The sequence below is a fragment of the Citrobacter sedlakii genome (assembly GCF_018128425.1).
Taxonomy (GTDB): Bacteria; Pseudomonadota; Gammaproteobacteria; order Enterobacterales; family Enterobacteriaceae; genus Citrobacter_A; species Citrobacter_A sedlakii.
Genome location: NZ_CP071070.1, coordinates 226,469 through 240,255 on the forward strand (window position 1 = coordinate 226,469; position 13,787 = coordinate 240,255).

The following is a 13,787-nucleotide window of genomic DNA, read 5'->3' on the forward strand; positions in this document are numbered from 1 at the left end:
CATCCGGCCAATGACTCACAGCGACTGATGACGCGTCTCGTGTGTTAACAGCAGCGCAATCAGCGTCAGCGCGGCCATTGATGCCAGATAAAGACCCACGGCGGCCAGCCCATAGTTTGACTGCAACCATGCGGCGATATACGGCGCCACCGACGCGCCAAGAATCGACGACACGTTATAGGAGAACGACGCGCCGGTGTAGCGTACTTCCGTGGGGAACAGCTCTGGCAGCAGCGCACCCATCGGGCCAAAGGTCAGCCCCATCAGGCTCAGCCCCAACAGCAGAAAAGCAAACACCAGCACCGGGTTTCCGGAACCGAGCAACGGTTTAAACGCGAACAGGGCAAAAAGGATGATCAGGCTGGTAATAATCACCATGCTCTTACGACGACCAAACGCATCCGCGAGCAGACCTGCAACGGGGACCATTACGCCGAAACCAATGACCGCCATCATCAGCATCCACAGCACCTCATTACGCGGCATGCCCAGCCCAACGGGAGCGGCTGCGGTACTGTAGGTCATTGAATAAACAGTCATAATATAAAACAGCGTGTAGGTCGCCAGCATGATAAAGGTGCCGAGGATTGTCACGCGCACATGTTTAGTCAACAGCGTGCCGAGCGGGATCTTGACCTGTTTTTTCGCTGCGGCGACTTTGGCGAAGACCGGTGTTTCATGCAGCGACACGCGAACGTACAGGCCGATGATCACCAGCACTGCCGAGAAGATAAACGGCACGCGCCAGCCCCAGGTCATAAACTGCTCGTCGGTCAGCAGCCAGGAGAGCAGCAGGAAAGTGCCGTTGGCAAAGAAGAAGCCAATCGGCGCGCCCAACTGCGGAAACGAACCGTACAACGCGCGCTTGCGCGGCGGCGCGTTTTCGGTGGCCAGCAGCGCTGCGCCGCCCCATTCGCCGCCGAGTCCCAGACCCTGACCAAAACGCGCCAGCGCCAGCAGCAGCGGCGCGAAGATACCAATGGTGGCATAGCCTGGCAGCAGGCCGATGATAACCGTTGAAATCCCCATGGTTAGCAGCGACGCCACCAGCGTCACTTTACGCCCCACCCGATCGCCAAAGTGACCAAACAGCGCGGAGCCGATGGGACGCGCGACAAAGGCGATGGCGAAGGTGGCGAGCGACTGCAGCGTGGCGGCTGTCGGGTCGCCCTGCGGGAAGAAGATATGTGGGAATACAATCACCGCGGCGGTGGCGTAAATGTAGAAGTCGAAGAACTCAATGGCGGTGCCAATGAGTGAGGCGACGACGACTTTATTACGCGAGTTGACCGGCGTGTGTTCCTGTTCATTGTCGAGTGTGGTGGCTGTTGCTTGCATACAATTTTCTTATTTTTTGGCGAACGAAAGGCCATATTACGCACAGCAAAAGCGACATTTCAATCTGTAACAACGTAGTGGAATGGCTAAAAAATGGGCAAAAAGCGGATAATTTTTACGCCTGAGATTTCACGTCCATGAAATGCTTCACATAATTGTAAACTTAGTGGATAAAACTGGTTTTCGGTTAAATAAAAGTTACGGACTGGATTTATATGCTGAATCAATGAGTGCTGGCGGAAGTCCATGCCTGGCCGGTCTTAGCTGGCCGGATGAGCGAGTCGCTATCCGGCACGTCGATACCGCCTCTAGCGGTGGCTTTTGCCCGGCATACGCGGGTCGTCTTTGTATTCGGCGGTGGCGATCCACGCGGCGCAAAACAGCGTCAGGCGGGCGAAAAAGTAAAAGAACGCCATCAGCCCCAGCACCGAGCCAAATGCGGCGCCGGACGGCGATTTCACCAGCGCGGGCAGGGTATAGGTCATGATGATTTTGATCACCTCAAAGCCAATCGCCGCAATAAACGTTCCGCGAATTAGCGCTTTTTTGCGCGGACGATGGCGCGGCAGACGCCAGAAAATCCAGAAGAACAACAGGTAGTTGGCGAAGATAGAGATCGTCAGGCCAATCAGACGCCAGGCCGGTTTCAGCCATTCAATGTTGTCCAGATACAGCGCCGAAATAATCATTTGTTGCGCCGAACCCGCAACCGAAGTTATCGACAACGTAATAATCAGCGCGACCAACAGCCCGATCAGCGAGATAAAATCGCGCAGGTACTTTATCCAGATTTTTTCCTGATCCTGCGGCGTGCGTTCCCACACGTCACGCGACTGCGCGCGTATCGCCTCACGCAGGTTACCCATCCAGTTCACCCCCGAATAGAGCGCCACCGCCAGACCCACCAGGCCAACGGTGGTACGCTGCTGCACCGCGGTATTGATGGTGCTTTTCAGCGTGGCGGCCAGCGTCGGGTCGCTGACGTTCATCAGAATCTTATTAAAGATATCCTGCAACAGCGTGGGATGAGAGACGAGGATAAAACCGGCGGCGGCAAACGACACCATCAGAAGCGGAATCATCGACAGAAACGAGAAGTAGGTGATGGCCGCGCCAAACTGATTGCCCAGGCGGTCGTTAAAGCGCTCAGTCGCGCGGATCAGATGCGCAATCATCGGAATGCGCTGAATCTGTTCCACCGTGGTGGTCAACTTTTTCAGCGTCGGGTTGCTGCTTTCCTGCTTCGGGGTCTCAATGGCTTCAGTCGTGTCGACCTTTGGGATCGGCTGGTGTTCAAGTTCCTGAGTGGGGCGTTTTACGTCGTTATCCTGCGTCATCAGGTCGGTCGTCCTTCTTTTGTTCATGTCTGCACAGAGTATAGCTTCTCAGTCCACGTAGTCCCGCATAACGCCGGATAACCATTCCATAAACAAATGGACCCGCCGCGAAAGATTCCGCCGATGGGGATAAAGTAGCGACACCGGCATCGGCGCGGCGCGGTACTGGGGCAGGATTTCGATCAGGCTGCCGCTGCGTAATGCCTCCCGCACGCCGACCCGCGGCACCTGTATGATGCCCAGACCCGCCAGACAGGCGGCGTGATAGGTTTCGGTGCTGTTTACCGTCAGCGTGCCGCCGGTTTTTATCCAGTGTGTGCCGCCGGCGCTGGCGATCTCAAAGCCGGGCGGGCGCGTCCCGAGATTCAGCGAATAATGCACCACGGCATGTGAGGCGAGATCGTCGGCGCTTTCCGGGTAACCAAAACGCTCCAGATACTGCGGACTGGCGCAGTTGATCACCGTCAGCTTACCGAGAGGACGGGCGATCAAACCGGAATCCTTAAGCGTGCCGACGCGCACCACGCAGTCAAACCCCTCGCGGACCAGATCCACCAGCCGATCGCTGCTGCTCAGCTCCAGCTCAATGCCGGGATACTGCTGTAAAAAGGCGGGCAGGCGCGGGATCACCAGATTCCTGGCGACGCCTACCGGCATATCGATCCGCAGCTTGCCGCTGATGCTGGTCGGGTCGTGTTGAAACAACCCGTCCAGCTCATCGAGGTTACTCAGCACATCTTTTGCTCGCTCGTAGTAGACCATGCCGTCCTGGGTCAGTTGAACCCGACGCGTGGTGCGGTGCAGCAACTGGGTGCCGAGATGGTTTTCCAGTGCCTGGATCTGGCGCGATACGCTACCTTTAGGTAGGCCCAGGGTATCGGCGGCACGCGAAAAGCTTTCCAGCTCCGCGACGCGAAGGAATAACTGCATTGCATGAATTTTATCCATTCGATTGACCTATTGTTGTTCTGGATGAAACAGTCATGCGCAATTCGCGACATTTATTGTTTTTCTATCACCTAATAAGCTTTGTCTCAATCTTCACAAGCGTAGAAATGAGGTTTCTTATGACGCAACGTATCGCATTGGTGACTGGCGCAAGCCGTGGACTGGGTAAAAACGCCGCGCTTAAGCTGGCGGACAAAGGAACGGATATCCTCATTACCTACAACAGCCAGCAGCAGGCGGCGCTGGATGTTGTCGCCGAAATTGAAGGAAAAGGCAGAAAAGCGGCGGCAATTCAGCTAAACGTCGCCGATACATCCAGCTTTTCCGACTTTGCGCAAACGGTAAAAGAACAGCTTCAACAACACTGGCATCGCGAGACATTTGATTATTTAGTGAACAATGCCGGTATTGGCGTGTATGCGCCTTATGTCGACACGACCGAAGCGATGTTTGACGAACTGATGCGCATTCATTTTAAAGGCCCCTTTTTCCTGACTCAGCATCTGTTGCCGCTGCTGAAAAATGGCGGACGCATTCTCAATGTGTCAACCGGGCTGGCGCGTTTTGCCCTGCCGGGTTACGCGGCCTACGCTGCGATGAAAGGGGCAATGGAAGTCCTGACGCGCTATCAGGCGAAAGAACTTGGCGAACGGGGCATTTCCGTTAATGTTATCGCGCCCGGCGCAATTGAAACGGATTTCGGCGGCGGTCGTGTGCGGGACAATCAGGCGCTGAACGCGTGGATCGCGTCGCAAACGACGCTTGGCCGCGCAGGGCTACCCGATGACATCGGTGACGCTATTGCCGCGTTGCTCAGTGACGATCTGGCCTGGATGACCGCACAGCGTATTGAGGTGTCAGGCGGTATGTTTTTATAACCGCGGTTCAGCGGGCGAAAGTCCGCTGAATTAACCTAAAATGCGAATTTTTATTATGTTACATATTGCGGGTTTTCACGTATTTCCCTTTCTGCGCGCTTTCGATATTATTTTGATAAATAATATTATAAATCATTACCTCACCACGAATTTATAAGGATATCCTTAATTTGGCGTCGGTATTTTCGTCAAATGTGTAATTTATGGGGCTGAGCTGTAACTATTCGTCTTTTTTTCTTCTCTCCGTGCGTGATATCGGTAGAATGGCCCCCGCCAAAAGGCGAATTCTTATTTTACCCCCCGGGTAATACCCTTTCACTCCTTAATGCGATTTTGGAAAACGGTGGAGAGAGAGTAATGAACATCATCATGTTTGACAGGCAGTCAATATTTATTCATGGAATGAAAATCAGTTTAGAACAGCGAATTCCAGGAGTAAGTATTCAGGGCGTCAGTCAGGCGGATGAACTCTGGCAAACGCTGGAAAACACCCCGGACGCCCTGCTGATGCTGGACGGCGACCTTGACGGCGAGTTTTGCCGCTGGTTATTACAGACTCTGGTCCAGCGGTTTCCGCAGGTGAGGACCTTGATTTCGGTGACAGACTGCAGCAAAAAGTGGCTTCAGGAAATGGTGCAATATAACGTGCTGGCGATTGTGCCGCGTGATTCTGTCGCCGAAAAATTCGCCCTTGCCTTAAATAGCGTCGCGATGGGAATGTTATTTTTACCCAGTGAACTGTTAACAACTCCATCACCTGAATATCGCGATATAAACGCATTAAGTAGCCGACAGCGAGAAATTTTAACAATGCTTGCAGCGGGCGAATCAAATAAAGAAATTGGCCGCGCGTTAAATATCAGTACCGGAACGGTTAAAGCGCATCTTGAAACGCTTTATCGCCGCCTCGACGTGAAAAACCGTACGCAGGCGGCCATGCTGTTGTTTCAGCCATAAGGCTATCGCTTTTTATTTCGTGGCCAGAGTTGTGCTGGTCGCGAAATAGTCCCGCTTCAGTAGACCGAACAGCCAGTCATTTTGCCAGCGCTGTTCGAGCCAGTAGCTTTCCCGCAGCGTGCCTTCCAGTACAAATCCTGTTTTTTCCAGCAAGCGCCGCGAGGCCTGGTTTCCTTCTGTGACGCAGGCTGTCAGGCGGCGTAAGCCGCCCGTTGTGAAGGCGTAGTCGCAGACTGCGCGCAGGGACTCCATGCCATACCCTTTCCCCTGCGCCTCCGCTGCCAGCAGGAACCCCACTTCCGCGCTTCCTTCATCATGCTGAATATACCCCGTCACGCCCAGCGGCGTCTGCGTCGCCGTGTCGCACACCACCAGGCACAGCCAGTGCGCTGCGCCAGGCTGCCATGCCGGCAGGCGGGCGTCAAAGGCGTCACGGATCTGTTTTTCGCTGCGCGCGTCAGCAACGTAACGCATCACCGACGGGTGTCGCTGGAGCGCGAGAAAAAAGGGCCAGTCGTGGGAGACGATGGGGCGGCAGGTCAGGCGGTCGGTCGTTAACACGGGCACGGGGCACACTCCTGAAAATTTCTCGATGTTCACACAGCGGTCACTGTATTAATGATTAAACGTGTTATATCTATAAAAAGTAATAATTAAAACAATGCACTAAAGCAAAATTTATTTCCCGGTGGGGTGGACTTTCTGGTGAAGGAAGGAAATGACGATTAGCGTTTTACAGACCACACGCACGACGTTTGAACACTGCCTGGGAATCATCCGCCAGGCTTCCGTTGAAATCCTGCTGTTGTTGGGGGTACATGCTTCTGAAGGCAAAGATCCGCGCTGGTTTCTTGAACAACTGGATCAGGCCCGACTGAATCTGGGGGGCTGGAGCGCGGTCGCCCGGCGGCTGCATCTTAACGATGCGCAACTGAGCCAGTTGACGCTGCAACTTCGCCACCTTCAGCAGTGCGTGCCGCAATACGACAGTGGACAAGAGGTCAACGAGAATCAGCTTATTGCCGCCCTGCGGGTAGTGAATGCCCTTGAACGACTGCGCCAGCATCAGCCGTTGCTGAACTACAAGACAGACATAGAGCAAACCGATGCAAGCCAGCAGATGCGCGCCGAGCGCCAGCTGCGCGCGATTGAACTGACGTTAATCGCCCTGATTGCGCAAATGTGGCCGGACAAGAGTCAGCTCAACAACTATCTCAGACAGAGCTTCGGCGCCGATAAGCTCAGACGCTGGATTAAGCAGGGTGAAAAGCAGGATCCGCTGAGCGGAATGCGCTTTAGCGAACTGGCGCTAATGGTGGTCGATAAGAAAACCTTTAGCCGCCATTATGCCGGGATCTTTAACGATGCATCCGTGTTGACGCTGTTTGTAGAACCGCGCCTCACACTACGCGTGTTTCTTGATGACTGCCGGCAGGCGCGTAACAGCGTACTGGCCGGCGTTCCCTTATCATCGGCGCAACTGACGCTACTGGCCTGCCAGTTTCAGCATATTGTCCGCCCTGTACAGCGGGCTTACGAACAGGGACGAGAGCAGGTAAACCCGACGGCGTTCATGATCGTGGAAGAAGGAAAACTGGCGCAATACTGGGACGATGCGCGGCATAAAGACCATCAGGCAGGCGGTGACGCGCAGGAGATCGGCGAATCCATTGATCCACCGCGCAAGCGACCGCAGCGCACGGCGGAAGAACGCGAGCAGCTGATTTCCGGCGTGCTGTGGGGCGCCGTCGGCGTGATGGTTTTCGCCATGCTCGGCGGCGGCGCGTGGCTGGTCAGCTCCCAGCCGCCAGCGCCAGCCCCAAGCGTGGCTATCGTGCAGAGCGAACCCAAGCGTGAAATGCCCTCTGCACGGGAGACGGTCAGCCAGATGGGCATCACCTGGGATGCGTTTTCACTTCGGGCGGCCATCGATCGTAACGATGTGCGGGTCACCAGCCTTTTTTTACAAGGCGGAATGAACTGGCAGATTGCCTGGACGGAGACGGCGTTTGCCCGCGGACACGACGACGTTTTACAGCTGCTGCTGCGCTATCCCTCCCAGATGGACGAAAACAAGCCCTGTCGACGGTTCATCAACACGCTGGGTCACGCCATGTCAGGCGGCGCGACGATGACCAGTGAACACAAAGCCTACCTGCAACGATTTTGCACCGTGCCTGCGGTGGTGAAGCGCCAGCAGTATGATATGGAGCAGGCGGAACGGCGCTTGCGCGCCGACCCCAGCGCGGGTAATAAAAAGTGGCACAGGATCCAACGCGCCATTTATGACGCCATCAGGTAATGCGGTAGGCCGGAGAAGGCGCTTCGCGCCGCCATCCGGCACTCGCTTTAAGGTTCGCCGTACAAGCCAATCAGCCGACGCACCACGCCGTTCGTCCAGCCGAAGCCGTCCTGCAACGGATATTCACCACCGCCCCCTTCACGCGGGGTGCCGCCAGCGATGTGATACTTCTCGATCAGCTTGTGGTGCTGTTGATAAAAAAGATTCACCGTTTGCAACCAGCTATGCGCTATCTCATCGCCAAGCGCGTCGTCGCCGTACATTTTGAAGCCCTGAATCGCCATCCACTGGAGCGGCGCCCAACCGTTGGGTTTATCCCACTGCTCGCCGGTTTCATACTCGGTGGCGAGGATCCCGCCAGGCGTCAGCAGGCGGTTACGTACCGCGTCGCCGAGGCGATCGGCCTGTTCGTGCGTCGCCATGCCGACATACAGCGGCACGATGCTGGCGGCGGAGAACAGCGCCATCTCTCCGCGTCGCCAGTCATAGTCGCGATAGCAGCCGTTTTCTTCATCCCACAGATAGCGGTTTACTGCCGCCCGTCGGTCGCTGGCCTTCTGGCGAAATTCCGCTTCCACCTCGCGTTCTCCTTTCAGCGCCGAAATATTGGCGATAGCGCTTTCCAGCTTAAACAGGAAGGCGTTGAGATCGATCGGGATAAACTGCGTTGTGCGAATGCTCGCCAGACGCGTGGCGTCGCGCAGCCAGCGGGAAGAGTAGTCCCAGCCGGAGGCCGCGCCCGCACGCAGGTCGCGATAGACCTCATTTGGCGGACGCCCGGAGTGCTTGGCGGTTTCCACATCTTCCAGCCACGACTCGTCGCGCGGCGTGTCACGATCGTCCCAGTAACGGTTGAGCAGCGAGCCGTCCGGCATGCGAACCACGTGACGATAGGCCTGGTTAAGCACCAGCGACTCCGCCCCGTCCATCCAGAAGGCGTACTCCATTTTCAAATGATCGAGATAACGTCGCGCGCCGCGTACGCCATCCTCTTCGAACAATTCGACCATCAGGGCGAAGACCGGCGGCTGCGAGCGGCTCAGATAATAGGTGCGGTTACCGTTAGGAATGTGACCGTATTTCTCGATCATCCACGCAAAATTATCCGCCATGCATTTCAGCAGATCTTCCCGGCCGCTTTCCGCCAGGCCCAGCATGGTGAAGTAGGAATCCCAGTAGTAGGTTTCACTAAATCGGCCGCCTGGGACGATATAAGACTGCGGCAGCGCCAGCAGCGAGGACCACGGGATATGATCCTGCGGTTCGCGGGTAAGCACCGGCCACAGACGGTCAATGTGTTCTTTAAGCGTATTTTCAGGGTCTGAGACATATTGGCTGTCGTACACTTCCGGCAACCAGAAGTGGTTTTCGACAAACTGTCGCAAATCGAAATCCCGATGACGTCTGACTTTACGGTAGCGGATCAGAATATCGAGCGGATCCATTTTCGGCGCGCAGTCCGGGAACGTTTTGCTGTCGGGAAACAGCTTTACGGACTGCACATGCTCAAACAGTTCAAGATAACGATCGGCTGGCGTCAGGGCGTCAGAGGCGGGGAGCCCCTCAATCATCTCAGGTTCCGGTTCTGCCTCGATCATCTCATCCAGCTTTAACTCGCACGGATCCGTTTCGTACATCAGATCGACATCAATCGTGAGTTCCTCTGACGGGACGTGTTGTAGGTTCTGGTTGATCATAATGAGAAGGACCTCCGGATTGCGTCGTAAATGATACGGGTGTTGCCCGGCTGTTTTTTAAGCGTAGACATTCGCTTCGGTCTGTGCGGTGCAAAGTGTGCGGTCGATCACGTTTCGATATTTCCTCTTTTATCATATAAATAAATTATCTGTTTGAAAGACAGCGCTATTCTGAAAAATGATGTTGTGTCGACCGTCGCTATTTTCGGAACATTCGATTGCAACGAAGTATAAATAGCAAAAAATAAAAAACCCGTTAAATAATAGGGATAAGCTATCTCAACGATAGTTACCGCCCATGTTATTGCTTGATACTTATCAATCCCCGCTTCAGCGTCTTTTTTATTATGACTGGGTCTTTACAAGACACGTCATTTTATCTTTCTGGGACCCACTAACTCACTACCGTGAGGGTAAAATAATGAAAATCATTACCCGTCTTACCGCGATAGCCATCGCTGGCATCGTTCTATGTTATTTCGGCTTATCCGCTTACGTCTGGTACCACGAAAAGCAGCGTAGCCAGACCGCATCCGTTCAGGCCTCTGCGCTGAAGGAAAATAACCAGGTGTTGGGGTTTTTAAGAGAGAAGGGATGCGATTATTGCCATACCCCCTCCGCTGAACTTCCTTTTTATTCTTCTTTCCCCATCGCCAGGCAACTGATGAATTACGATATTCAGCTTGGCTATAAATCTTTCAATCTGGAGGCCGTTCGCGCCGCGCTGGTGGCCAACGAGCCTGTTTCCCAGAGCGATCTGAATAAAATCGAGTGGGTGATGCAATACGAAACCATGCCACCGACGCGCTATACCGCGCTGCACTGGGCGGGGAAGGTGAGCGATGAGGAACGGAAGACGATTCTGGACTGGATCGCGAAGCAGCGTGAGCAGTATTACGCCAGCCATGACACCGCCGCGCAGCATCGCAATGAGCCGGTGCAGCCGATTCCAAAAGTCTTACCGACCGATGCGCAAAAAGTGGCGCTGGGTTTCACGCTGTATCACGATCCGCGTTTATCCGGCGACAGCACGATTTCCTGCGCCCATTGCCATGCGCTGAACGCGGGCGGAGTGGATGGTCGTAAAACGTCGATCGGCGTGGGCGGCGCGGTAGGGCCAATCAATGCGCCGACGGTGTTTAACTCCGTCTTTAACGTTGAGCAGTTCTGGGACGGACGCGCGCCAACGTTACAGGCGCAGGCCGGTGGACCGCCGCTGAACCCAATCGAGATGGCCTCGAAATCCTGGGATGAGATCATCAGTAAGCTCGACAAGGATCCTGTGCTGAAGCAGCAGTTCCAGGCGGTTTACCCGCAGGGGTTCAGCGGAGAGACAATCACCGACGCGATTGCCGAATTCGAGAAAACGCTGATCACCCCAGACTCCGCGTTTGATAAGTGGCTACGCGGCGACGAAAACGCGCTGACGGCACAGCAGAAGCACGGTTATCAGCTGTTCAAGGATAACAAGTGCGCGACCTGTCATGGCGGCGTGATTCTCGGCGGTCGGTCGTTTGAGCCGTTGGGTTTAAAGCGGGACTTTAACTTTGGTGAAATGACCGCAGCGGATATTGGGCGTATGAACGTTACCAATGAGTTGCGCGATAAACTGCGCCAGAAGGTGCCGGGTCTGCGTAACGTTGCGTTAACCGCGCCCTATTTCCACCGGGGCGATGTGCCGACCCTGGACGGCGCGGTGAAGCTGATGCTGCGTTACCAGGTCGGAAAAGAGATCCCGCAGGAAGATATCGATGATATCGTCGCCTTCCTCGAAAGCCAGACCGGGGTGTATACGCCGTATATGCAGGGCAAGTGATAAAAATCAGGCCGGGTAACGTGAAACCGCTATCCGGCCTTGATCATATTTAACGCATCGTCACAAATTCTTCCGCGGCGGTTGGGTGGATCGCTACGGTGTTGTCGAAGTCTTTCTTGGTGGCGCCCATTTTCAGCGCAACCGCGAAGCCCTGCAGCATTTCATCCATGCCGAAGCCAATACCGTGAATACCGACAATCTTCTCTTCCTGACCGACGCATACCAGCTTCATGCGGCACGGCTGGCGGTGAGAGGTAACGGCGGTATACATGGCGGTAAACGATGATTTGTAGACTTTCACCTGGTCATCGCCGTACTGCTCGCGCGCCTGCGGCTCGGTTAAGCCAACGGTGCCAATCGGTGGATGACTGAAGACCACGGTTGGGATGTTGCTGTAGTCCAGATGCTCGTCCGGCTTGTTGTTAAACAGGCGTTCAGAAAGACGACGACCCGCCGCCACCGCGACTGGCGTCAGTTCGACCGCGCCGGTGTTGTCGCCTACCGCGTAAATCCCTTCCACGTTCGTGTTCTGGTATTTATCAACGATGATGTAGCCTTTTTCATTCGTTTTCACGCCCGTTGCCGCCAGATTAAAATCATCTGTCGCCGGTTCGCGGCCAATCGCCCAGATCAGACAGTCAACCGTTTCGCGGCGACCGTCTTGCAGTTCCAGCGTCAGGCTGCCGTCGGCGTTTTTTACCACCGCTTTCGGAATGGCCTGGGTGTGCAGCGTCGGGCCTTCAGCGTTCATCACCTCGACCAGCGTCTCGGTGATCATCGGGTCAAAGCTGCGCAACGGCGCGTGTTTACGAACAAACAGGTGCGTTTGCGCTCCCAGACCATTGATCACGCCCGCCAGCTCGACGGCGATATAGCCTGCGCCAACTACCGCCACGCGTTCCGGCAGCGCGGGAAGTTCAAAGAAACCGTCAGAGTCGATGCCGTATTCCACGCCCGGAATATCCGGATGACTTGGGCGGCCGCCCGTGGCGATCAGAATATGGTCGGCGGTCAGGGTTTCGCCGTTAACTTCGATGGTTTTTGCATCGACAAAGCGGGCAAAACCCTTGATCACATCAACATTATTTTTACCCAGCACGTTATCGTACGAGGTGTGAATACGGTCAATATAGGCGGTACGGCTGGCAATCAGCGTGTCCCAATTGAAATTATTGATAGTGGTATCAAAACCGTAGTCCGGGCCGTACAGATGGATCGCTTCGCGAATCTGCGCAGCATGCCACATCACTTTTTTCGGCACGCAGCCGACGTTGACGCAGGTGCCGCCCAGCTCTTTGGCTTCAATCAGCGCACACTTCTGGCCGTACATCGCTGCACGGTTAATCGAGGCGATACCGCCGCTGCCACCGCCGATAGCGATGTAGTCATAATGTTTGCTCATAGGTCTTATCCTTCCGTTCAGATTGCCGCGATTGTATACCTGAAATCAATTGGTTCCACCAATGGCTGCGATTACTCCGGCACGATCCAGTTCACCGATGTATGTCCGGTTCCGGCGGGAACCAGTTTGCTGTGCAGCCATGGCAGCACGTTGTTCATTTGCGCTTCCAGCTTCCACGGCGGGTTGATCACAATCATTCCGGAGGCGGTCATGCCGCGCTGGTCGCTGTCCGGGCGCACGGCCAGTTCAATTTGCAGGATCCTTCGGATGCCAGTGGCTTCCAGGTCGTGGATCATGCGTTTGACTTGCTGGCGGAGCACCACCGGATACCACAGAGCGTAAGTGCCGGTGGCGAACCGTTTATAGCCTTCGCTGATGCCGCTGACCACGGCCTGGTAGTCACTTTTAATTTCATAAGGCGGATCAATAAGAATCAGGCCGCGGCGGGAAGCCGGAGGCAGCTTAGACTTCAACTGTTGATAGCCGTCGGCGCGCGCCACACGGGCGCGGCTGTCTTTCTGAAATTCGCCGCGCAGCAGCGGAAAATCGCTCGGGTGCAGCTCGGTCAACTGTAGGCTGTCCTGCTCGCGCAGCAGCTGACGGGCGATCAACGGCGAGCCCGGGTAATAACGCAACTGACCGCTGCGGTTGAAGTGGCTCACTACGTTAATGTACGGCTCCAGCTCGGCGGGCAGGTCGTCCTGCTGCCAGATGCGGGCGATGCCTTCCAGGTATTCCCCGGTGCGCTCGGCATGTTCACTGCTCAGCTGATAGCGACCTGCCCCGGCATGGGTGTCCAGATAAAGAAACGGTTTTTCCTTCTCTTTCAGCGATTCAATGATCAGGCTCTGAACGGTGTGTTTAAGGACATCGGCGTGGTTGCCTGCGTGGTAGCTATGGCGATAACTGAGCATGGATGAAAGTATTCCAGATAATAAACGTAGACCCAAAAGCTGCGCGCCATCGGGCAAAAATAGAGCGTATCGCCACAGTATACAGAAAAGTTCCCCCTGCCGCGAAAGCGCAACGCCCGGTATTGAAATCCTCTACACTTATCCCCATTGTACAGGGATATTGCACAGCGCCGGATGCGCGCTTCATACACTTCTTTC

Annotated in this window: 11 protein-coding genes; 4 read left to right on the top strand and 7 right to left on the bottom strand. The window is 55.2% G+C overall.

Annotation, left to right across the window (positions count from 1 at the left end; genetic code table 11):
* Positions 1–15: 15 nt before the first annotated feature.
* The 3 genes from JY391_RS01060 to JY391_RS01070 form a co-directional block, all read right to left on the bottom strand.
* A complete protein-coding gene (locus JY391_RS01060) occupies positions 16–1,338 on the bottom strand; it encodes an MFS transporter (protein WP_060570215.1) in 1,323 nt (440 codons plus the stop codon).
* A gap of 308 nt (positions 1,339–1,646) precedes the next feature.
* Positions 1,647–2,675, bottom strand: a complete 1,029-nt coding sequence (yhjD, locus tag JY391_RS01065) for an inner membrane protein YhjD (RefSeq protein ID WP_042286727.1) — start codon at positions 2,673–2,675, stop codon at positions 1,647–1,649.
* 48 nt (positions 2,676–2,723) lie between these two features.
* Positions 2,724–3,623, bottom strand: coding sequence for a LysR family transcriptional regulator (locus JY391_RS01070; protein WP_042286725.1), 900 nt, complete (start codon positions 3,621–3,623; stop codon positions 2,724–2,726).
* Positions 3,624–3,742: 119 nt separating this feature from the next.
* On the opposite strand from JY391_RS01070, the gene JY391_RS01075 reads away from it, so the two are divergent.
* Positions 3,743–4,501 carry an SDR family NAD(P)-dependent oxidoreductase gene (locus tag JY391_RS01075; RefSeq protein WP_211935106.1) on the top strand — a complete coding sequence of 253 codons (759 nt, stop codon included), beginning with the start codon at positions 3,743–3,745 and terminating at the stop codon, positions 4,499–4,501.
* Between the two features lie 357 nt (positions 4,502–4,858).
* On the top strand, positions 4,859–5,458 hold the full coding sequence (locus JY391_RS01080; protein WP_042286718.1) for a response regulator transcription factor: 600 nt from the start codon (positions 4,859–4,861) through the stop codon (positions 5,456–5,458).
* A gap of 12 nt (positions 5,459–5,470) precedes the next feature.
* Here the strand turns inward: JY391_RS01080 and JY391_RS01085 are convergent, their stop codons facing one another.
* Positions 5,471–6,025 (bottom strand): GNAT family N-acetyltransferase, encoded by a 555-nt coding sequence (locus JY391_RS01085; protein ID WP_211935107.1) that lies wholly within the window; start codon positions 6,023–6,025, stop codon positions 5,471–5,473.
* Positions 6,026–6,176: 151 nt separating this feature from the next.
* Here JY391_RS01085 and JY391_RS01090 point away from each other — a divergent pair, with 151 nt between their 5' ends.
* On the top strand, positions 6,177–7,760 hold the full coding sequence (locus tag JY391_RS01090; RefSeq protein ID WP_211935108.1) for an STY4199 family HEPN domain-containing protein: 1,584 nt from the start codon (positions 6,177–6,179) through the stop codon (positions 7,758–7,760).
* A gap of 47 nt (positions 7,761–7,807) precedes the next feature.
* Here JY391_RS01090 and JY391_RS01095 read toward each other — a convergent pair whose 3' ends face one another.
* The gene (locus JY391_RS01095; protein ID WP_042286711.1) at positions 7,808–9,457 is read right to left on the bottom strand and encodes an alpha,alpha-trehalase; all 1,650 of its coding nucleotides are present in this window, start codon (positions 9,455–9,457) and stop codon (positions 7,808–7,810) included.
* A gap of 421 nt (positions 9,458–9,878) precedes the next feature.
* On the opposite strand from JY391_RS01095, the gene JY391_RS01100 reads away from it, so the two are divergent.
* Positions 9,879–11,273 (top strand): cytochrome-c peroxidase, encoded by a 1,395-nt coding sequence (locus tag JY391_RS01100; protein ID WP_205612589.1) that lies wholly within the window; start codon positions 9,879–9,881, stop codon positions 11,271–11,273.
* Positions 11,274–11,322: 49 nt separating this feature from the next.
* On the opposite strand, the gene gorA is transcribed toward JY391_RS01100, so the two are convergent.
* Positions 11,323–12,675 (bottom strand): glutathione-disulfide reductase, encoded by a 1,353-nt coding sequence (gene gorA / locus JY391_RS01105; RefSeq protein WP_042286705.1) that lies wholly within the window; start codon positions 12,673–12,675, stop codon positions 11,323–11,325.
* A gap of 71 nt (positions 12,676–12,746) precedes the next feature.
* Positions 12,747–13,589, bottom strand: a complete 843-nt coding sequence (locus JY391_RS01110; protein WP_042286702.1) for a 23S rRNA (adenine(2030)-N(6))-methyltransferase RlmJ — start codon at positions 13,587–13,589, stop codon at positions 12,747–12,749.
* Positions 13,590–13,787 lie beyond the last annotated feature (198 nt).

Coding starts and splice junctions, on each gene's coding strand:
- JY391_RS01095 (WP_042286711.1), bottom strand. CDS start 9,457: ATGATCAACCAGAACCTACAACACGTCCCGTCAGAGGAACTCACGATT.
- gorA (WP_042286705.1), bottom strand. CDS start 12,675: ATGAGCAAACATTATGACTACATCGCTATCGGCGGTGGCAGCGGCGGT.
- JY391_RS01075 (WP_211935106.1), top strand. CDS start 3,743: ATGACGCAACGTATCGCATTGGTGACTGGCGCAAGCCGTGGACTGGGT.
- JY391_RS01090 (WP_211935108.1), top strand. CDS start 6,177: ATGACGATTAGCGTTTTACAGACCACACGCACGACGTTTGAACACTGC.
- JY391_RS01070 (WP_042286725.1), bottom strand. CDS start 3,623: ATGGATAAAATTCATGCAATGCAGTTATTCCTTCGCGTCGCGGAGCTG.
- JY391_RS01110 (WP_042286702.1), bottom strand. CDS start 13,589: ATGCTCAGTTATCGCCATAGCTACCACGCAGGCAACCACGCCGATGTC.
- yhjD (WP_042286727.1), bottom strand. CDS start 2,675: ATGACGCAGGATAACGACGTAAAACGCCCCACTCAGGAACTTGAACAC.
- JY391_RS01080 (WP_042286718.1), top strand. CDS start 4,859: ATGAACATCATCATGTTTGACAGGCAGTCAATATTTATTCATGGAATG.
- JY391_RS01060 (WP_060570215.1), bottom strand. CDS start 1,338: ATGCAAGCAACAGCCACCACACTCGACAATGAACAGGAACACACGCCG.
- JY391_RS01100 (WP_205612589.1), top strand. CDS start 9,879: ATGAAAATCATTACCCGTCTTACCGCGATAGCCATCGCTGGCATCGTT.